This window comes from Tolypothrix bouteillei VB521301, assembly GCF_000760695.4.
Taxonomy (GTDB): Bacteria; Cyanobacteriota; Cyanobacteriia; order Cyanobacteriales; family Nostocaceae; genus Scytonema; species Scytonema bouteillei_A.
In genome coordinates, this window is the sequence record NZ_JHEG04000001.1 from 7,538,275 (window position 1) to 7,556,858 (window position 18,584).

The following is an 18,584-nucleotide window of genomic DNA, read 5'->3' on the forward strand; positions in this document are numbered from 1 at the left end:
TTAAGCGATGATAAGAAGTGATAAGTTTAAGAATAAATCTTTAATTCACCAAAAATTTAACTTTTAGCAAAACGACGAACAGCAAAGAGACTTCCCAATAATCCCACCACAGCACCAAAATTCAAGAGAATGATGGGTAATAACAGAGTTTGCAGTACGCTCAGTTGCAAACCATTGGTGAGAAACTGAATAAATTCGGGTTGATTGGCCAACCAACGACTGAGAAACTGTTGAAGACAGCTAATAAATCCCCAAGCGATCGCACCTCCTAAAATACCGAAAACGATTCCTTGCAGCACAAACGGTAAATAAATCCAAACTGAAGTCGCCCCTACGAGTTGCATGATTTCAATTTCCCGCCGTCGTGCTATGACAATTAGGCGAATAGTCGTTGAAGTCACAGCAACTGCGGTCAACGTCAAGATTATGGTAATCGCCAATGAAACCCAATTTAAACCTTGATGCAATTGGGCAATACGTTTCAACGCTTCATCTACATACTGCACTGTCTCAACTCCCTGTAACTTAGCCAGTTGTGTCGCTAAAGTTGGGACAACAGAAGAGTTTTGCGCCTTGACTTTTAACTCATCAACTAAAGGGTTTTCGCCAAGCTGTTGAGTCGCACTCTCAATATTAGAAATACCTAGTTCTTTAACTAACTTAGTCCAAGCTTGATCTTTTGTAATCTTCTGAATACTAGCGACTTCTGGCATATTGGCTACAAGTGGCTCGAGTGTTTCTATGCGAGCACTTGGTTCGAGGTAGACGGATACTTCGAGTTGGGTACCAAACTGGTTCAGTAATTTTTCTAACTGCCAAGATGTTTGCAAGCTCATGCCGAATAAAAACAATAATACCGTGACGGTACTGACAGCCGCCCAGTTCATCCATCCACCACGTCGCAAACCGAGAAAAGTCTCTTTAAGTAGGTAATCAAACTTGGTAAAAAATTTAAACACTTCAAACCCCAGAGTTTGTGCAAGGAGAAATAATGCTATCTCTTATACTCGCAATTAGCGAGTTTTGCAAACAGAGGTTGTGCTAAGTCTCTACGCATATTAAATATCACTCAAACTTTTTTGCAGCCTTTGGATACCAGCTTCAATTTGAGAAATGGTCAAATTGCCATAACCCAGAATCACTTGATGTTGGTGGCGCTCTTGAAAGACAGTATGAGCAGTGACAGGGTAAATTCGCACTCCTTGGGATTCAAGTTTTTGTAAAGTTTTTTTACAAAAGTTGATTTTAGGAAAAGACGCAACGAAATGCAGCCCGGTAGAATCTCCAAATATTTTGACTCGATCGGCAAACCGATCTATCAGATTTTGTTTGAGAATTTGTCGTCGCTTTTGATAGAGCTTTTTCATTCTGGCAATATGTCGTTCCAAATAACCATCCTGAATAAATTGGGCCAAGATAAGTTGTTCAAAATATGCAGTGTGTTGGTCTTTCAACCGTTTAAAGTAACGACACCTTTCTACCAAAGAGACTGGTAGTACTATATACCCTATACGTAAAGCAGGCGAGAGAATCTTACTAAAAGTACCAATATAAATGACACGTTCGGGATCTAGCCCTTGCAAGGAACTGACTGGAGTCCCTTCATAGCGAAACTCGCTGTCATAGTCATCTTCGACGATAAAGCAGTCCGTAGACTTGGCATATTCGAGTAAGGAAATTCGTCGTTGAATGGTCAGAACGCTACCTAGGGGAAACTGGTGGGAAGGCGTGACAAAGATAAAACTTGGTTTTTTGTCAGGAGGTAGGAGGTGAGTCTGCAAGCCTTGCTCATCAACTGGAACGGGAAAGAGTTCTGCCTGCAAAGCAATAAATATTTTCTGGAGCTCGCGAGTCACCGGATCTTCAAGAATAACTCGACTTCCTGGCTTTAAAAGCAGTTCCCCTACTAGCGAAAATGCTTGAGTTGCTCCACTTGTGATGACAATTTGTTCGGGATTGCAGATGACACCTCTTGTTTTCCAAAGATATTTTGAGAGCACGGATCGTAACTCAACGCATCCCTCTGGTTGTCCGTAACCAAGTAGAGCGTTTGGTATCTCCGTAAAGACTTGCTTGGCTAGCTGTCCCCAGAGTTTGCGGGGAAAGGAATCTAGGGCTGGAAGCCCGGAGCGAAAATCAATGATGTCAATTCCGCCAGTTTCTTTGTCTGAGAGGGACATCGGGGAATCTGTCAGGAGGCTGGTCATTTTTTCTTCGGTGTGTCTTTGAGTTGGTAAGAATTCCCAACAAGCCCCCCGAGCTACATAAGTCCCCGATCCCGATCGCCCTTCCAAGTAGCCTTCTGCAATGAGTTGGTCGTAAGCTTCTAAAATGACATTTCTGGACACTCCCAAGCTTGCAGCCAAAGAGCGGGTTGCAGGGAGACGCTGTTCGGCTTTTAGTTCTGCGTTTAAAATTTTGTTGCGTAATTCCAAATAGATCTGCCGAATCAAGGGGATGTTCGATGTGCGATCGATCGGTAACCACAGCATAAAAGTCTACTAGCAAAAATTGGTACTTAAAAAATTTACCAAAAGTGGCTCTACTATAAACCAATTGAGTTGGGTAGCTTACAAAGAAGGCTCAATTATCGTTTAATTGGTTTATGTTTGAAGCACAAAGTTTTTTAGCTTTCCTTGCAACATCAACATTGCTTATTTTTGCTCCCGGTCCAGATATGCTGCTCGTGATTAGTCGGGGTTTTTCTCAAGGATCTCTAGCAGCAATTGTTTCAGCATTGGGAGCAACGACAGGCATTTTTGTTCATACCTGTTTGGCTGCTTTTGGTATGTCAGTTTTACTTCAAACTTCCAAGACACTTTTTCTCGTTGTCAAACTAGTTGGAGCAGTTTACCTTATTTATCTTGGAATTAAATTGATACAAGACAAACCAAACAGTCTTGCTTTAAAGCAACAAATGCCAGTCAGTATGCGTGTTGTTTACGCTCAGGGCGTTTTCTCTAGTGTTTTAAATCCCAAATTAGCGTTATTTATATTAGCCTTTCTGCCACAGTTTGTATCTTCACCAAACCACTCTACGATTCAAATAATTATCTTGGGGTTGATACTTGGTACTCAAGCCCTGATGATTTTCTCTCTAATTGGTATTTTTTCAAGCAACATAGCAACCTTATTTATACGGAATTCTCAATTTTCCAATTACTTACGTATAGCGACTGGCGGAACACTGGCATTTCTTGGTTTAAATCTTGCTGTATAGGAAGTAATAGCAGTCTCAAATCATTCCAACTCCTTTGTTTTAAGGTGAGTTCGCTAAAGCCAAAATAGACTTCACCCCAAACCCTTCTCCTATGAGGATGCTGTTAGCGAATGATAGGTCAGATCCCTCACCTCGTTCCCAGGCTGAGCCTGGGAACAAGAAATTGCATGGTCAGTATGAATTGAGACTTATAAGAACGGGCGAAATACACATAACTCCGGAAGATGCGGCAAATGTCATAATGGGTCTTACAAGGACGCAGTAAAGGAACTGGAATTGTTAAGATAAGTTTAGACGCTGTTTGTTGCGGTTCTGAACTTATAAGACCTATCTCAAGATAAGCGAGTTACAAAATCATGCCTATAGAAATTGCTGTTGAAAAGAAAAAGTTACAAAATCCACCATTAGAAATGCATTATTTGGGCGATCGCGTCCTTCGCCAACCTGCAAAGCGAATCTCCAAAGTCGATGAGGAACTGCGCCAAATCATCCGCGAAATGTTACAAACCATGTATAGCAAAGATGGTATTGGTTTGGCAGCACCCCAAGTAGGAATCAACAAACAACTGATTGTGATTGACTGCGATCCAGAAAACCCAGCCAATCCCCCCTTGGTATTAATTAACCCCACCATCAAAAAAGTCAGCCGCGATTTGTGTGTTGCTCAAGAAGGTTGTTTGAGCATACCGGGCGTATACCTTGATGTGAAGCGTCCTCAAGTGGTAGAAATCTCTTACAAAGATGAAAGCGGGCGTCCCCAGTCGTTAAAGGCGGGAGATTTACTCGGACGATGCATTCAGCATGAAATAGATCACCTGAACGGGGTAGTATTTGTAGACAGAGTAGATAACTCTTTGGCTTTAGCACAGGAGTTATCCAAACATGGCTTTTCGCATCAAGCAGTAAAACCAGTAGCATAGGTGGGTTGATAGTGAACGTAATAACTCCAAAAAGTGGTTTGTTTTTAGCAGGTTCTTGTATTGCAGCCATAGCGGCGGTTGGTTCAATTTTTGAACTGTCTTCCGGACAACCAGATTTAGGGACTCAAACGACTGCGATTATCTTGGCACTTAGCATTCCACTAACAGGATTATTTTTTGTTGCTGCAGTGAAGGATGCTAAAGCTAATATTAAATAAGCATCAGGTACAAAACGAGGAAAAAGGAAAAAGAAAATATAAATCATTTTTCTTTTTTTCTTTTACCTTTTACTTCCAGAATTGCTAAAAATTTACGACTGATTGTTGAAGTATAAGTAGGGTGGGCAAAGCTCACCCTATTTGTTATTTGGTAAGCTTTGTCTTCATCCTTGAGACTTTACTCGTGATTCTTTAACCTTAATTCTTGTACCTTATAATACAATTTACATTTTATATAAAAAGTTATTATATTCACTAACAAAAGCTTTTGTACCTTATTCAAACATAAGGTGTCGTGAAAATTTCATAAATTGTATGAACAACACAGATATCAGTGAAGTGGGTAAACAGGTGAGCTTTGCCTACGTTTTTTTCAACGGTTATGGATTTTTTCCATCAAAAGTTGTGGCTAATTGGTTGGGTCTTGAATCCCTTCCAGATTGGGAACACGATACTATTTTGGATTTATTAGCTGTAGACCAAATTGCAGCTTGTGCCAAACTAGATAATCAATTAGCTCAAAAATATTTAACTTTTTTCAATTTACGAGGAACCCATACAGAAAAGTTTGCCACCAAAGGTTTTGGTCTCAATGTAGAGATACTAAAAACTGTAGTGAACTGTCAAAAAGCGATCGCACCACCATATATTCCACTGTCTTAAAGTCAGAGGGAAGAGGGTAGCAGCCAGTTGCTAAAGGCAACTATGCTGAAAGCGAACAACCAACAACTAACCACTAACCAGTTAAACTTCCAAACGACGAACCATCCCCATGCCCATGGTGGTTTTGCGTCCTGCGCCGCAGTAGAGAGCAAAATCCGCTAGGGCATTGATATGTTTAATGATGCAGGTATCGACTTGACCTAAAATCCGATAATTAATTTCGCCCACACAGCCGATAAATTTACTGCGTGAGTCAACTGCTACAGCTGTACGAATGTTAAAGAAACTGGGGAAAATGAATTCTGTGAGATTGGATTCTAAAGGAATACCGCTGTATTTGTTCCAACGTTGAAGCAAACTGTTAAAGACGCATTCTCTAGTTGGTAAAGCGGTATCAAAATGACCTTGACGAAAGTTAGTAGGAGTACAGAAACTAAGGGCAATTTGACGTTGGCTATCGGAAGCTTGCTCGTACAATTGGGCGTAGGTTATAGCGTTTGCCCAAGGTTGTGTTGTGTGAGGTGTCCCAAGGATAGTGGTAATGTATAAGTCAGCAGGACCGAGATGCCAAGGATGAGCCGGGTTAAGATTGAGCCAAAGTTGGGTGAGTTGAGCCAAAAGAGTGTCATCTAATAAAGATATGCGCCACCAACAGCTTGTTCCAGTTGGTATTGGTTTTTGGTGTTCCCACTGCAATGTTGGGTCTAGGGTCTTATTTTTGTGACTGGCGTTGGTTTTGATTTGTAAGGGACTGATGGTAAAAGCTTTGTCAGATGTGGAGTCATGAAGGCAATCGCCCAGTTTTCGATCTACAGAACTCACAAGATTGAGAAACAGTGCGTGAAGATGTCTGCCGGTGAGAAATTGTGGTGGAATGGGAGACTGAGGAAGCAAGTGTAGAACTAGACTGTGAGGCATAGAATTTTTCTCTCTGTAAAGTAATGATAGAGAGTTTTATGAAATCAAATCGCGTCGTACCGCTTCTGAAATGATGCGCCGCAAGTAACTCACTCTATCTTCCGGACACAACCCGTATAATGCTTCATGCACATCTTGCGGGAGTCTAATACCTGTGACTTTCTTTGAGAGAGGGATGTTTTCTATCTCACCGTAAGCTTGAAACTGCTTGCTAATAAACGCTTTTGTTTGAACCGGATTGGGATTGCCTTTTGACATACTGCATCTAGATGCGATCGCAACTTCATCATTATGACATAAATCCCAGTTAACCGCGATTAATAGGTTTTATTGTCATTGGGTCATTTCCTAAAAATTTGGCTTCGGGATTGTATCCCCTGTTAACAGGGAACACAATTGAACTATGAGGGACAACAGAAAAATGCAACCCTCACAGGAGGCAATAAATTGACAGATCCAAATCAAAGGCGCAATGGGAGAGGCAACGGTTGGATGCCCGTCTTCCGCATCTTTCAATTCCAGTTAAAACAACGTACCTGGGTTGAGATAGATCCCGTGTCGGGACAAGAAACTCCCGTAGATAGAGAGGACATTTTGGATGACCTCGACATCCGAGGGGACGACGAAGAGGAAAACGGCACTAGCCAACGCTAATCCCTAAACCTCCAAGTAGCCCCCAACTAGCCCTTGGGGGCTTTCCTAATTGCAGTTTATCCTAGGAGCAGATATGCAGAAAATAGTTTACCCTATTGAATATCGAGTTATTCAACGCAACATCACCCCAGAAAAGTCTTACTGGCACTTCCTTAAGGGAAGAGTATTTTACAATCCTTTAAATTTGCCAAGCGAGGGTGATATTGAATTCATGTTTGGTACAACAAAAAAGAAAGTTGCCATTGAGTTATTCCGAATCAATGGAGGTAAGCCAGGGTATTACTTGGCAAACTTGTTAGAGAATAAATACTACTACTGCGGACTTAACTGGGAAGATGTGAAAAATACTTTATTGGGTCTTGGCATTGGTCGAGAAGATCCTGCAGCGTAAGTTGAAAAAAGACATATAGCGATTGTCAATAGATGCAATACAAAAGAACGGCTATAATCTCTTAAAAGATAAGATAGCCGTTTTTCAACTATCAGTACTGAAGTCCGTAATTTCAGATAAAAGCTTGCCAGTATTTTAAGAGTAAGTTTGCAGAGCTTTTGCCTGAAATGCAAATTTTTTCCTCATAACATTTCACAAAGCGATCGCTATATGCGATCCCCCTAGCGCCCCTAACTTATTTAGGGGAGAGGCATTTGTCTTAAATATTAGGGAATTTGGCTCAGTATATATGAATCATATTCGTTAGAATTTTTCATTTTAGCAAATAAGATTAGTAGTTTACTCCCCTATTTTTTGTTTTTGTAAAAATCCGGATAAAGTTTAGAAAACATGGATTATAAATAGAGTCGGCTCAATACCTAAGAGGTTGTCCGAGAAGTATCAGATTGTATGCACGGTTCCCCCTAGCACCTCGATAAATTGGGGGGAAATACTCTCCATGCGTTCCCCTTAAAAATTTGGGGAATATTCCTGCAATTCCCTTAACAAAAGGGGATTTAGGGGACTCTGTGAACATTAATACATCACTAAAAACTTTCAGACATCCTCTAACTCACAAATATTAAAGTTTAAAGGTACGCGCATCATGTTAAACACCATTAAACGTAAAATACAGGCGCTTTACTCTGATTTGATTTATGAAATAAAGCGTTGGAAGTATAAGAAAAATTTGCCAGCATTAGAAGACAGAGATCGCTGGATTGTTGATACTCTTAAGCGTGATGGCGTTTGTGTAACAACAATTGCAGATTTAGGATTAAATTCAAGCTTGGAATTGCTCAAAGCTGCTAAGCGTCAGTTGTCTCGCATGGAAAAACCAAATAATGAGCATCTAGATGAAAAATGGCCGCAAATTTACACAGTTACAGGATTACCAGAGTTCTCTCGTTGGGCGACAGAAAAAAGGCTACTGAGCATCATCGAAAATTATATAGGTCTTCCTATTACTTTTCATGGCGTGCATTTACGGAAAGATTTTCCCAGCGAGCATCAATTTGGTACATTGTTATGGCACAGTGATGCAGAAGATCGTCGTCTAATCAAGATTTTTGTTTACTTGCATGATGTTGAAGAACAGCATGGACCATTTCAATATATTCCACGCTCTTTAACTTCTTTATTGAGTTGGCAATACTACCGACTTTATTACGAACTTTGGAAGTCAAGCTATATGGGCATAGATGATAAAGATGTAGAAAAAGCTATTCCCAAATCAGCTTGGAAATCTTGTCCCGGTTCAGCAGGTACGATTGTTATGGTAGATACGAAAAATGTTTTACATCACGGGACAATCCGCATGCAAGCTCGCTCAACACTATTCTTTTGCTACACCGCTAACCCCCCAGAGCGACCAGACCTTTGCACTCAATTTTGGGATGACACCTATCCCAGAGCCGAGTTACTTTTTTGACATACTCACCGACCTGAAGGTGCGGTGATTCTTTACGCTTCATCGACTGACGCGACTGTTGTCGTCTTACTCTGTCTCGACGTACATTTAAGGTCGTGCCGATGCCCCATGCCGACCATTTCTATATTTTTAGCTGCGTTTTCATCTCTATCGTGTTCAGTACCGCAATTTAGGCAAACCACTGAACGAATTGAGAGATCTACTTTACCCCACCGATACCCACAGCAAGAGCAAGTCTGGCTAGTGGGTTCCCATCTGTTAATTGCTCTGAAATCTCGACTAAGTTTTTCAGATTTAGCCTCACACAATACCCGAAATTCTCGCCAGCCTTGCAAACTAATCACCCTTGCCAACTTGCAATTTTTAACCATCCCTGACACATTTAAATCTTCCAAAACAATAGTTTGGTTTTCACTAACCACCTTGGTTGATAGCTTGTGTAGAAAATCTTTTCGGGTATCTGCTTGTTTGTTGTGTTTTTTGGCGATTCTTAGACGGGTGCGCTCACGGCGCTTAGAGCCCTTTTCTTGCCTTGCTAGTTTGCGTTGTAGTTTGCGTATCTTGCGGTCTTTCTTTGAGTAGTCTGGGCTGATTGCTTTTTCCCCATTACTCATAACTGCAAAGGTTTTTACACCTAAGTCAATACCAATGCTTTGGTTTTTGGCATCAACATGAATAGGTTCAATCTCTACAACAAAGCTAAGAAAATAGCGATTAGCGCAGTCTTTGATGACTGTCACGCTTGATGGGGATGACGGTAAACTTCTAGACCAAATCGGCTTAACATTACCGATTTTGGCTAAATAGACTTCCAAGCCTTTAATTGAAAATCCACCAATTCTAAACCTTGCTGATTGCCGTCCTGCTTTCTTTTTAAACCGTGGAGTACCAACTTTTTTGAGGCAGCGCGTTGCGGGGGTTCCAAGCGTTGTAGCGACTGCCGTACCTTTCCGCTTACCTTTGAGTGAATCAAAAAAGTTTTTGTAGGCGACTCCTAAATCAGCTACAGATTGCTGCAATGGGATATTAGAAACATCAGACAACCATGCTCTCTCCTCAGTCTTTTTAGCTTGCGTAATCACTAACTTTTGCAAGTCGTTGTTACTCGGCAGCTTTTCAGAAGAATTGCAGATAGCAAGAGCATCGTTCCAAACCACACGAACACAACCGAACAACTGAGCTAAACTCTGCTGTTGCTGGTCTGTTGGGTAGAAACGATACTGATACCTTGCTTTCACTATTTTTCCCTAAATTTGTTACTATTGTATATCATATCAATATACAAAGCAATGAATAAAAGTGTATTTTTTCGATTAACAGAAGAAGAGTTAGAGCACCTCGAAGAATATTGCAAAGCCTCTGGAAGAACAAAATCTGATGTACTCAGAGAGTTGATTAGGAAATTAAAAATCAATAAAAAGCCGTGCTAGAAGCACGGGGCTTGTATCCCATTAATTTTGGTCAGAGGATTTAGTGACACAAAACTCTAACTGTTAACTAGACGCAATTGCCATACCAATACTGCGTAGGTTTTGCGTGGAAACACGAAAATGGGTAGGTTGGGGAGCCACTCGCGTGTGGGGGTTCCCCCCGTTGAGCGATGTGGCGTTTGAGGAACGAAACCCAACATTTACAGGTATTTATTGAGTTTCTCCATGGCGATCCAAAGCCACAAAAATTCTCAGCCCTTGTAGTATTGATTGCCATACAACTTTCTTTGTATTGCGATTTCCTCAAAATACTCCACTCGTCAGGAGCATCCCAACGTGGAAAAAATGCGCTTGCGGTTGAAATTGCAGCTACACAAACGCTCGTCAGCCTACGCGGACTCATCGCAGAGCCTGCGGAAGCTCGCGTCGTTTGTTTAGCAAGAGAATTCTATTTTCGCAGTGGCGTTTCAAATTCCCTCACATTAGAAATGTGGGGCTATACAAACAAAGCCCCTTCGGGTTCGCCCTCCGGGTTCGCCAGTCGCCTACGGCGGGAAACCCGCCTACAGGGCTGGACTCACCGCCTGCGCGGGCTAATTAGATGCATCGTTATACAGAAATGGTATATCCCTCTTCCATATTTAATTTGTATGTTAAACCGCAGAGACGCAGAGGGCACAGAGTAAGAGAGTCCATTTAATTGAAAGAGGGCGAGGATATTCATCTATAAATCGCTCCTCCTTCATATTTCAATCTTGTTGCTAAGTTTCATTTAATTGAAAGTTACGCCTAGAAAAACGCTTTGCTCTATAGAAGTCAGTTTCAATCCCGTTACCGGGTTTCATTTAATTAAAAGTCACAGCTTTTGGTACAAAACGAGCGATCGCTCTCTGGTTTCAATCCCGTTACCGGGTTTCATTTAATTGAAAGTAACACATTGCCAGCATGCAATAACGGCACTTTTGCAGAGTTTCAATCCCGTTACCGGGTTTCATTTAATTGAAAGAAAGTTCTAGACCTTTGCTCGGGTATAGGAGGGTTGTTTCAATCCCGTTACCGGGTTTTATTTAATTGAAGCTGTCATATTGCCGACAAATGTGGGACAATAATAACATGAAATCATTGAAGTTTAAGCTGTACGAACACAAGCGGAATAGACACCTCAAGCGAACGATTAACGCGTCAGGGGCTATCTACAACCATTGCATTGCCCTGCATCATCGGTACTACAAGATGTGGGGCAAGCACTTGAATTGTGCAAAGCTTCAATCTCATATTGCTAAATTGCGAAAGCGGAACCCGTTTTGGCAATTGGTGGGTTCTCAAGCAGCACAGGACATCTGTCAGCGCATTGAGAAAGCGTACCAATTATTTTTCAAGTACAACAAAAAGGGGGTTCGTCCACCAGGATTCAAGAAAATCAAGAAGTACAGATCCTTCACTCTCAAACAAGCAGGATACAAGTTTCTGGGTGCTAATAGGATCAAGATTGGAAATCGAGTCTATCAATTTTGGAAGTCCAGAGAAATTGAAGGAACGGTCAAAACATTAACCATTAAACGGACACCACTGGGCGAACTGTTTATGGTGATCGTAGTTGACAATACAAACAGTCCGCAAATCAAATTCGAGACAGGTAAAATTGCTGGGTTTGATTTTGGACTTAAGACATTCCTCACTTGTTCGGATGGTACAAAAATTGAGTCTCCTCAATTTTTAAAACAGTCTTTCAACGCCATCAAGAAAGCGAGCAGACAGCATTCCAAAAAGTTAAAAGGTTCTTCCAATCGAGAACGAGCTAGAAAAAATTTGGTACGCAAATACGAAGGCGTGACCAATGCTAGATGCGACTGGCGAGTGGAAGTTAGCTCACGACTTAACCAATAAGTTTGACGTGCTTTGTTTCGAGACACTCAACCTCAAAGGAATGCAACGTCTTTGGGGTCGCAAAATATCAGATCTAGCTTTTGGAGAATTTCTCCAAATTCTAGAGTGGGTTGCCACTATCAAAGGCAAACAAGTTGTATTTATAGATCGCTGGTATCCGTCTACCAAGACTTGCTCTCATTGCGGATACGTTCTAGAAAATCTGGATTTGTCTGTCAGACAGTGGCGCTGCCGGTCTTGTCAATCGTTGAATGGGAGAGACGAAAACGCCGCTAAAAATATTTGTACAGTTGGGGCATCAACTGTTGGGTTAGACGACGTAAGACGGGCTATGTCCGCAGTTGTTGCTTGAGCCTAGAATCCGCGCACTTTTAGGGCGCGGAGTATGTCAAACTCATGTTGTATTTTATCGCGGGCTGGAATATCTTGGTTAATCTGGACGACTGGTGAGGCTGGCAAGGATAGCCACCAACTCGACTGGTTCAAAAGGTTCAGCAATATGTACTGCATATCCCTCGTGAATTGCTCGTCCCCGATCTGCGTCACTCCTCGTTAGCGCAATCGCTGGGATTTGTCTTCTTTGTACTGCCTCAACACTTTTTATTTGCTGGATAAGTCTATAACTCTCCTCACCAAGTCCCCTGATATCAACAATGAGTGCATCAAGTTGCATTTGCTCTACTGCTGTCAAAGCAGCAGTGATATTCCCAACTGCTATAACCCGTGCTGCACGTTCTTCTATCATTCTTTGGAGGAGATCGCGAACTGCTGTTTCACTGGAAACTATTAGAACGTGTAAACCTTGCAATCGCAAGTAGCCAAATTCGTATTCAGGTTTATGCGTTTTTCCCCAAGCACACATTAACTCCGTAATGGGTCCCAAGCTTTCGCCATAGGAGGTCAGTGAGTATTCTACACGAGGAGGAACTTCACGATAAGCTTCGCGACAAATCAATCCATCTCTTTCGAGTTCTCGCAATTGCCCAGTTAAAACCTTCTGGGTAATTCCAGGAATTAACTGTTTTAATTCTCCAAATCGCTTTGCGTCTCGTCTCAACCACCACAAAATAACACATTTCCACTTACCGCCAATCACTTCTAGTGTCACTTCAACCGGGCAGTTATACTCTGTTTTTGGCATACTCGCAATTCCATTAGTATCTATTTGGTAACTATTGATGGCTCGTGCTATTCCTTATCCAAGATAAAGTTACAAGAGGAGCAAATCTCAATAAAAAATTCCTAAGAAATCTAAAATAAAGCTTAAAAAAAGCAAGATTAATTTGCTTTTAGCAACAATCAACAAGATTTCTCAGCCAACATTTTGTAAATTCAACTTGTTCAAGGTGTACGAGAACTAACCTTAGAGTTTAGGAGAAAGATCTCTTGAAAAATTTGCTATGGAGAAAAAATTACCACACTCCACAGTGAAAACAGATGAGCAATTGTGGTAGAGCATTTGTTTGAGAGCACGATCGGTCTTGATATTGCTCATCTCGCCAATACGTTTCAGTATGGGTGCAGGTAGGGTAAGCAAAATAGAAGGCTCCGTCAAACAAACACTCAAGTGAATGAGCACTTAATAACTTGCAAAGTTCAAAAATCCAGAGGAAATTATGAGTTTTTTACAAAACAAAGTAGCTATCATCACAGGTGCTAGTAGCGGTATTGGGGCAGCGATTGCTCAAGAACTTGATGCTGCAGGTATGAAGCTAGTTCTGAGTGCGCGATCGCAAGATAAGCTTGAGAAACTGGCTGCATCACTAAACAATGCTAGCGTTCTTGCAGGAGCTATCACAGATGTAGATATGCCTCAAAAACTGGTTGATTTTGCCCTTCAAACTTTTGGTCAACTTGATGTGGTTCTGAACAATGCAGGTGGGATGACTGTAGGCTCCATTGAAGAAGTAGACATCGAAGCTGTTTGCCAGATGGTTCGCTTAAACGTTGAGTCTGTTTATAGAATGGCTTACACGGCTCTACGACACTTCAAAAAAGTTGGAAGCGGCTTTTTAATTAACACCTCAAGCATTTCTGGATTGAAAACAGTACCTCGTTACGGCGCATACAATGGTACAAAGTATGCCGTTGAAGCCTTTACCGATGCTTTACGAATGGAACTGGCTGGTACTGGCATTAAAGTTGCTGCGATCGCTCCAGGGACAGTAGATACGGGGCTTTATGACCATTGGAATGCAGAAGACAAATCCTTCATTAATTCTGGCGGTGTTTTGTTACCAGAAGATATTGCTCATTGCGTCCGCTTTATCCTAGAGCAGCCAGAGCACGTTCTTATTCCCCGTCTGTTGGTAGTTCCCAGAGACCAACCTGTTTAACGCAACCACGGAAGTCCCCGCCCTCAAGCGAAGGTAGGGTGGGGATGGACAGTGCCAAATCAACATCGAATCATTTGGTGACACTCCCACCTCTAGAAGAGGCGGGATTTTTCAAGAATAAACCAGGTCTTGAATATCCCACAGACTCCAATGGATTGATATGACTCCTAGAAAGAGAAATTTCAAGATTGCCCAATTGCTGTTGATTACTGCTGCGATCGCAGCTATGTTTCCAGATAACTTGAAATGCTTTTGAAACTTCTAAAGCATGAATTCTGTGATACCAACCATAAGCAATAAATTCTTCTGGCTCATCCGATATCTGAAGAAAATTAGTACCATACATCCCAGTTTTTTCGCTCCCCTTAACAATATATTCATCATTGTCAACAGGCTCATAAGGACCAGCAATGTTGTCAGCAATATACCAATATAGAGATGAATTAGTGACTCTTTTATGCTTCACTTTTTGCAGCCAATTGGGATTGAAGAACTGCTTAAAGCACGAAAAGAATAGATTGTACTTTCCGTTCTTGTAAATGACTTGGGGTCGTTCTAAGTGGTAGTAAGGCCAATCGGAAGCATTTACAGGTGCTTCTACAGCAGGTGGTAATAATTTGTAAGGACCAGAAATTTTGTCTGCTACTGCTAGACCCACACAGCCTTGAAAATTACCACTGACTTTAGAGCCAGCACAAATGAACATATAATAATTGCCAGTATGCTCATCCTTAAAAATATAAGGGTCTCGCCAGTGAAAATGTCCCGTCCAGTTACTTCTTCCATACCACGAATCATCCTTTTCTGGCATTAACAAAGGGCGATGAGAATAACGTGAAAAATGTATGCCATCGGTTGATGTTGCTAAGCCTATAGCTTCATTCCTCAAGTGAGGTGGTTCTTTACCACCTGCTGAGTAAAACAGGTAGTAGACACCATCTTCTTTATAGGTACAACCCGCACACACTCTTCCCGACTCCCAGTCATTAGCTGGTTCCGGCTCAAGAATGGTTCCTAGATATTGCCACTGCTTCATATCAGTAGAAATTGCACCGCAAATTTTACTGATTGTCCACCAAGGGATTTGTCCTTCTAGTCCTTCTAAGTAGAAAAGACGATAAATATCGCCATCCTTAAGTATCCAAGGGTCCCAAACCATCGGTTGACCTCGGCGCAGCGATCGCAAAACTCCCGTGACAGTTTCGCCTATCCTAATTTGAAGAGGCTCAATTATACCTGTAGGTGCCAAATGCTCGTTTTTTATGGGTAGAGGCTCAAGAATACTGATGATTTTCTGTTGTAACTTATTTAGTCTCATTTGAATGCGAATTTGCTTGTTAGCTTTACTGAGTTATTTCCCTAGCTGGTAATTGCTCTAACTTAAGTAGAGGAATGAGAAACCAACAGAACGCTGTAAATGCAGCACTGATCGTGACAAGGGCGGAAACTGGAACATCCCAACCATATAAGTAACCGCCCAAGATGGAACCGGGTTGTTTGGCAAGATTGTACACAGACATGAGCAGTGCATAGGTCGCACCTTCTACACCAACAGGACAAGCTCTAGCTGCAATTTCTAGTACACCTAGCATGGCAATCATGGCAAAAAATCCAAAAAATAGGCTCACCAAGATAGCTGTTTGCTGATTCTGTATAAATAACAAACCAATTGTAGAAACAGCAGTTAAGCCAACAGCAAGATTGAGCAGCGACCGCCGTGAAATCTTAAAGGCAAAGATTCCAAAAACGATCGCACCCAAACCATTGGCGAAAGCTTCAAATGTACCTAAAAGACCTATGAATTGAGCATCAAACTTTAAAGTATCCTTGTAATAATATATAAGGTAATTTACGAGGGGCGGAACGAGAGAGAATTCAAGGCAAGCAATAAAACCAATAACAGCAAGAAGCTGTCGTGACTTGAGTGCTGACCAAAGGGATTTGATGCTACTTGCGATCGCAACTGTTTGCTGCTGCTTTTTTTCATCCGCAAGTAATACTACGGTCGCGACGACACCAATCAGCGGTACAATTGCAGTGAGCAAAAAAGCGGTTGATAAATTAGAGTTTTGAGCCAGCCAACCACTGATATAGTATAGAAGCGCTTTACCAAAACCCAAAGCAGTCCATTGAGATGCCTGTAAGACTGCTGTATTGTTTAAAATCCTACCTTGAACGACCATTATTTTGTCTGTTAGTACGTCGCTAAAGGCTATAGATAAATTGACTAACAGCACGCCAATCGCCAGTAGAGAAATTGTGTTAAATTGAAAGCGACTTAACCCTAATAAAACAGCAATTGCTAGCGTATAGCAAATTAGAAAATAGCTTTTAAACTGATAGCCAAATATGGGAATAGCATCTGCAATAATTCCATAAAGTGGTCTGATTAACCAGGGTGTAAAAATTAAACTGCTAAAGGTTGCTAATTGTGCTGGAGAAAGTCCCAGACTCTCTTTAAGGTAGATAGTTAGGGGAAGACCGAAAAATCCTGGAAGACTTCCATAAGTTTGGATTAAATAAAACAAGACCATGATGCAAATTACTCGCTGCACGGTCATTCGATCTTCCTTACCATTGTTTGACATAAGTTGCATCTATCCCTGCTCTGATTAAGACGCTAAACCAAACTCCATAGCTGAGAGGTTGGTTTCTGTGTCAACCACTTTCTCTAACTGAAATCCACACTTCTCAAACAACTCCTGAAAATGTCGTCGCGTGCGCCATCCACCCCCAGGGACTGCAACATTCACCTGTACCGCAAAAACTCCAGGCATAATACCATCAGGAGCTACTTTTGGTTCATCTAAATCGGGAACGAAAGCCTGTAAAAGAATAATTTTTCCGTGAGTTGGGAGAGCTTGCTTGCAATTGTGCAATATCTTCATCGCATCTTCGTCATTCCATGCTGAGATAAAATATTTCATGACGATCGCATCCGCACCGCTTGGTACTGATTCAAAGACATTTCCCGAGATGATTTGCACCGCCTCTTTATCAACCCCTTGCTTTTCCAAATAAGCGATCGCCGTTTCAGCCACATAAGGAACTTCAAACAACATTCCTTTACAGCCAAAGCGCTTGACAATGCGAGCAATGAGCCCACCCTGTCCGCCTCCTACGTCCATCACGGTACCAAAGCGACTGAAGTCATAAACATCTAACAATGCGTCAACAGCATGATCGGTTAAAAAACTCATCGCATTGATAAACGTATCGCCGCTCCATTCGTTATCCCGGCAAAACTCATAAACTCCTTTACCGTTTGCTCTCTCAAAGGGTACTTCACCCGTATGCAAAGCATTTTCAAGGACTTTCCATGCATCCCACTGAGCGGGTTCTGTAATATGCATGGCAAAATGTCCGATGGATGGTCCCTTATTGGTAACGAGAAGGGCTGATAATTCAGTAGGAGCAAAAACTCGCCCTGGCTTTTCCTCCAAGACTTCTAAATGTGCTAAAGCTCTAAGGACAAAATAGAGCCTTTCAGGTTGTGTTTTCGTCTTTTGAGCTATGCTATCAAGGCTCTGCTCTCCCTCATTCTCTAAGAAATTAAATATTTCCAAGCGGGTAGCAATGTAAATGCACTGGCTTTTTATAAAAGCCAGAACCATATCGAAAAGTTTTTTCTTAGCTTCCATTGAAGAAGCTTTTTTGATTGGGGTAGTAGTCATGAGTTAATCAATAAGAAATAGGTAACGCATACTGCCATTTCAGAGCTTATCAACTTACTTTATGTAAACTCGCTTCAGATGGCGTTCTCGATCCTGATACTGTGTTCGCGAATGTAGCATGCGGAAATTGTCCCAAATTAGCAAGGCATTCTTGGACCACTTGATAGAGATTTTTTCGTTGTCAAAGAACTGTAGAAAGCGGTTAGTAATGTTGTTTAAATGTGGAGCGTTGTCACGTTTAATGCTGCTGAAGTTGAACCTAATTATGGGTTGTTCGCAGGACTCTACATCATAGAGCGGATGTTTGACGATGTTATTACTTGGAGTTACAAAATCAAAGTGGTTGTTTGTGATGTATTCACGCTCTTCATTTGTCAGTGAGTGTACAAAAGAGTAACCATCCGCTAGAAGTGTATGTCCGCCACCGCAACTTGGAGGGTTCACACACCACAGACATTGATAGTGTAAGGGTATCTGCTCATACTCATAGCCCTCAGTGTGTGGTTCAACGTCGCTTGTAGTGAAAGCAGGGTATCGCTCTCCTAAATTCGGCTCGACCTTGATAGAAAACACATATTCGCCGTTGTATTTGTGTGGGATAAGAGTCCCAAAGTTCTGCACGAATCCCAGGTAGTCAAAACCATCGGGGATTTCTTCAAGATATACATATCCCTGCTCTTTCAGCAGATAGTGGTGGTTAGCAATAGCAATATCGCCCGTGATGTTACTATCGGTAGCAGTTTCAAAAGAACTCATCGCCATGAGTGAGAACTCCCCCAGTACACCCTTATAGAAATACGTA

20 protein-coding genes and 1 pseudogene are annotated in these 18,584 nt (G+C 41.7%); 11 read left to right on the plus strand and 10 right to left on the minus strand.

The genetic code is table 11. From position 1 onward, the window contains the following. Positions 1-56: 56 nt before the first annotated feature. A complete protein-coding gene (locus tag HC643_RS30810) occupies positions 57-959 on the minus strand; it encodes a cell division protein FtsX (RefSeq protein ID WP_050046668.1) in 903 nt (300 codons plus the stop codon). A gap of 99 nt (positions 960-1,058) precedes the next feature. Further along, positions 1,059-2,492: a MocR-like pyridoxine biosynthesis transcription factor PdxR gene (gene pdxR, locus HC643_RS30815; RefSeq protein WP_038082155.1), complete on the minus strand. Its 1,434-nt coding sequence runs from the start codon at positions 2,490-2,492 to the stop codon at positions 1,059-1,061. Between the two features lie 113 nt (positions 2,493-2,605). Here pdxR and HC643_RS30820 point away from each other — a divergent pair, with 113 nt between their 5' ends. From HC643_RS30820 to HC643_RS30835, 4 genes are all read left to right on the plus strand, one after another. After that, positions 2,606-3,220: a LysE family translocator gene (locus HC643_RS30820; RefSeq protein ID WP_038082156.1), complete on the plus strand. Its 615-nt coding sequence runs from the start codon at positions 2,606-2,608 to the stop codon at positions 3,218-3,220. A gap of 356 nt (positions 3,221-3,576) precedes the next feature. Next, positions 3,577-4,140 (plus strand): peptide deformylase, encoded by a 564-nt coding sequence (gene def / locus HC643_RS30825; protein ID WP_038082157.1) that lies wholly within the window; start codon positions 3,577-3,579, stop codon positions 4,138-4,140. An 11-nt stretch (positions 4,141-4,151) separates the two neighbouring features. Beyond that, complete coding sequence (locus HC643_RS30830) at positions 4,152-4,358, plus strand: hypothetical protein (protein ID WP_202048673.1); 207 nt, start codon at positions 4,152-4,154, stop codon at positions 4,356-4,358. 315 nt (positions 4,359-4,673) lie between these two features. After that, a complete protein-coding gene (locus tag HC643_RS30835; protein WP_038082158.1) occupies positions 4,674-5,021 on the plus strand; it encodes a hypothetical protein in 348 nt (115 codons plus the stop codon). Positions 5,022-5,102: 81 nt separating this feature from the next. On the opposite strand, the gene cas6 is transcribed toward HC643_RS30835, so the two are convergent. Both cas6 and HC643_RS30845 read right to left on the minus strand, forming a co-directional pair. Next, positions 5,103-5,939: a CRISPR-associated endoribonuclease Cas6 gene (gene cas6 / locus HC643_RS30840; protein WP_038082159.1), complete on the minus strand. Its 837-nt coding sequence runs from the start codon at positions 5,937-5,939 to the stop codon at positions 5,103-5,105. Positions 5,940-5,975: 36 nt separating this feature from the next. Then, positions 5,976-6,197, minus strand: a complete 222-nt coding sequence (locus tag HC643_RS30845) for a hypothetical protein (protein ID WP_038082160.1) — start codon at positions 6,195-6,197, stop codon at positions 5,976-5,978. Positions 6,198-6,335: 138 nt separating this feature from the next. Here HC643_RS30845 and HC643_RS30850 point away from each other — a divergent pair, with 138 nt between their 5' ends. The 3 genes from HC643_RS30850 (at position 6,336) to HC643_RS30860 (ending at position 8,455) form a co-directional block, all read left to right on the plus strand. After that, positions 6,336-6,593 carry a hypothetical protein gene (locus HC643_RS30850; RefSeq protein ID WP_038082161.1) on the plus strand — a complete coding sequence of 86 codons (258 nt, stop codon included), beginning with the start codon at positions 6,336-6,338 and terminating at the stop codon, positions 6,591-6,593. Between the two features lie 73 nt (positions 6,594-6,666). After that, positions 6,667-6,984 (plus strand): hypothetical protein, encoded by a 318-nt coding sequence (locus HC643_RS30855; RefSeq protein ID WP_038082304.1) that lies wholly within the window; start codon positions 6,667-6,669, stop codon positions 6,982-6,984. A gap of 646 nt (positions 6,985-7,630) precedes the next feature. Then, on the plus strand, positions 7,631-8,455 hold the full coding sequence (locus HC643_RS30860) for a phytanoyl-CoA dioxygenase family protein (RefSeq protein WP_038082162.1): 825 nt from the start codon (positions 7,631-7,633) through the stop codon (positions 8,453-8,455). Positions 8,456-8,487: 32 nt separating this feature from the next. On the opposite strand, the gene HC643_RS30865 is transcribed toward HC643_RS30860, so the two are convergent. Beyond that, the gene (locus HC643_RS30865; protein ID WP_038082164.1) at positions 8,488-9,693 is read right to left on the minus strand and encodes an RNA-guided endonuclease InsQ/TnpB family protein; all 1,206 of its coding nucleotides are present in this window, start codon (positions 9,691-9,693) and stop codon (positions 8,488-8,490) included. A 51-nt stretch (positions 9,694-9,744) separates the two neighbouring features. Here HC643_RS30865 and HC643_RS30870 point away from each other — a divergent pair, with 51 nt between their 5' ends. The 3 genes and pseudogenes from HC643_RS30870 (at position 9,745) to HC643_RS40945 (ending at position 12,124) form a co-directional block, all read left to right on the plus strand. Continuing rightward, positions 9,745-9,885 carry a ribbon-helix-helix protein, CopG family gene (locus tag HC643_RS30870; protein WP_038082165.1) on the plus strand — a complete coding sequence of 47 codons (141 nt, stop codon included), beginning with the start codon at positions 9,745-9,747 and terminating at the stop codon, positions 9,883-9,885. Positions 9,886-10,055: 170 nt separating this feature from the next. Further along, complete coding sequence (locus HC643_RS30875; RefSeq protein WP_038082166.1) at positions 10,056-10,571, plus strand: hypothetical protein; 516 nt, start codon at positions 10,056-10,058, stop codon at positions 10,569-10,571. Between the two features lie 427 nt (positions 10,572-10,998). Then, positions 10,999-12,124, plus strand: a pseudogene (locus HC643_RS40945) (RNA-guided endonuclease InsQ/TnpB family protein). A 78-nt stretch (positions 12,125-12,202) separates the two neighbouring features. Here HC643_RS40945 and HC643_RS42800 read toward each other — a convergent pair. Continuing rightward, positions 12,203-12,913 carry a winged helix-turn-helix transcriptional regulator gene (locus HC643_RS42800; protein ID WP_063779565.1) on the minus strand — a complete coding sequence of 237 codons (711 nt, stop codon included), beginning with the start codon at positions 12,911-12,913 and terminating at the stop codon, positions 12,203-12,205. A gap of 475 nt (positions 12,914-13,388) precedes the next feature. Between HC643_RS42800 and HC643_RS30890 the strand changes: the two genes are divergently transcribed. Then, entirely contained in the window at positions 13,389-14,108 is a 720-nt protein-coding gene (locus tag HC643_RS30890) for an SDR family oxidoreductase (RefSeq protein WP_038082168.1), read from the plus strand. 70 nt (positions 14,109-14,178) lie between these two features. Here the strand turns inward: HC643_RS30890 and HC643_RS30895 are convergent, their stop codons facing one another. Genes HC643_RS30895 through HC643_RS30910 form a run of 4 tightly spaced genes read right to left on the minus strand, consistent with a single transcriptional unit; the run spans position 14,179 to position 18,544 of the window. Next, positions 14,179-15,426: a family 43 glycosylhydrolase gene (locus HC643_RS30895; RefSeq protein ID WP_050046665.1), complete on the minus strand. Its 1,248-nt coding sequence runs from the start codon at positions 15,424-15,426 to the stop codon at positions 14,179-14,181. A 25-nt stretch (positions 15,427-15,451) separates the two neighbouring features. Then, positions 15,452-16,705: an MFS transporter gene (locus HC643_RS30900; RefSeq protein WP_050046664.1), complete on the minus strand. Its 1,254-nt coding sequence runs from the start codon at positions 16,703-16,705 to the stop codon at positions 15,452-15,454. A 15-nt stretch (positions 16,706-16,720) separates the two neighbouring features. Beyond that, positions 16,721-17,782: a methyltransferase gene (locus HC643_RS30905; RefSeq protein WP_050046663.1), complete on the minus strand. Its 1,062-nt coding sequence runs from the start codon at positions 17,780-17,782 to the stop codon at positions 16,721-16,723. 54 nt (positions 17,783-17,836) lie between these two features. Further along, positions 17,837-18,544 (minus strand): TauD/TfdA family dioxygenase, encoded by a 708-nt coding sequence (locus HC643_RS30910; protein WP_038082177.1) that lies wholly within the window; start codon positions 18,542-18,544, stop codon positions 17,837-17,839. Between the last annotated feature and the right edge of the window lie 40 nt (positions 18,545-18,584).

What these genes read in the sequence shown, in the direction of transcription:
- HC643_RS30845 (WP_038082160.1), bottom strand. Translation starts at nt 6,197, where the DNA reads ATGTCAAAAGGCAATCCCAATCCGGTTCAAACAAAAGCGTTTATTAGC.
- HC643_RS42800 (WP_063779565.1), bottom strand. Translation starts at nt 12,913, where the DNA reads ATGCCAAAAACAGAGTATAACTGCCCGGTTGAAGTGACACTAGAAGTG.
- HC643_RS30835 (WP_038082158.1), top strand. Translation starts at nt 4,674, where the DNA reads ATGAACAACACAGATATCAGTGAAGTGGGTAAACAGGTGAGCTTTGCC.
- def (WP_038082157.1), top strand. Translation starts at nt 3,577, where the DNA reads ATGCCTATAGAAATTGCTGTTGAAAAGAAAAAGTTACAAAATCCACCA.
- HC643_RS30820 (WP_038082156.1), top strand. Translation starts at nt 2,606, where the DNA reads ATGTTTGAAGCACAAAGTTTTTTAGCTTTCCTTGCAACATCAACATTG.
- cas6 (WP_038082159.1), bottom strand. Translation starts at nt 5,939, where the DNA reads ATGCCTCACAGTCTAGTTCTACACTTGCTTCCTCAGTCTCCCATTCCA.
- HC643_RS30905 (WP_050046663.1), bottom strand. Translation starts at nt 17,782, where the DNA reads ATGACTACTACCCCAATCAAAAAAGCTTCTTCAATGGAAGCTAAGAAA.
- HC643_RS30890 (WP_038082168.1), top strand. Translation starts at nt 13,389, where the DNA reads ATGAGTTTTTTACAAAACAAAGTAGCTATCATCACAGGTGCTAGTAGC.
- HC643_RS30910 (WP_038082177.1), bottom strand. Translation starts at nt 18,544, where the DNA reads ATGGCGATGAGTTCTTTTGAAACTGCTACCGATAGTAACATCACGGGC.
- pdxR (WP_038082155.1), bottom strand. Translation starts at nt 2,492, where the DNA reads ATGCTGTGGTTACCGATCGATCGCACATCGAACATCCCCTTGATTCGG.
- HC643_RS30895 (WP_050046665.1), bottom strand. Translation starts at nt 15,426, where the DNA reads ATGAGACTAAATAAGTTACAACAGAAAATCATCAGTATTCTTGAGCCT.
- HC643_RS30870 (WP_038082165.1), top strand. Translation starts at nt 9,745, where the DNA reads ATGAATAAAAGTGTATTTTTTCGATTAACAGAAGAAGAGTTAGAGCAC.
- HC643_RS30875 (WP_038082166.1), top strand. Translation starts at nt 10,056, where the DNA reads ATGTGGCGTTTGAGGAACGAAACCCAACATTTACAGGTATTTATTGAG.
- HC643_RS30855 (WP_038082304.1), top strand. Translation starts at nt 6,667, where the DNA reads ATGCAGAAAATAGTTTACCCTATTGAATATCGAGTTATTCAACGCAAC.
- HC643_RS30900 (WP_050046664.1), bottom strand. Translation starts at nt 16,705, where the DNA reads ATGCAACTTATGTCAAACAATGGTAAGGAAGATCGAATGACCGTGCAG.
- HC643_RS30860 (WP_038082162.1), top strand. Translation starts at nt 7,631, where the DNA reads ATGTTAAACACCATTAAACGTAAAATACAGGCGCTTTACTCTGATTTG.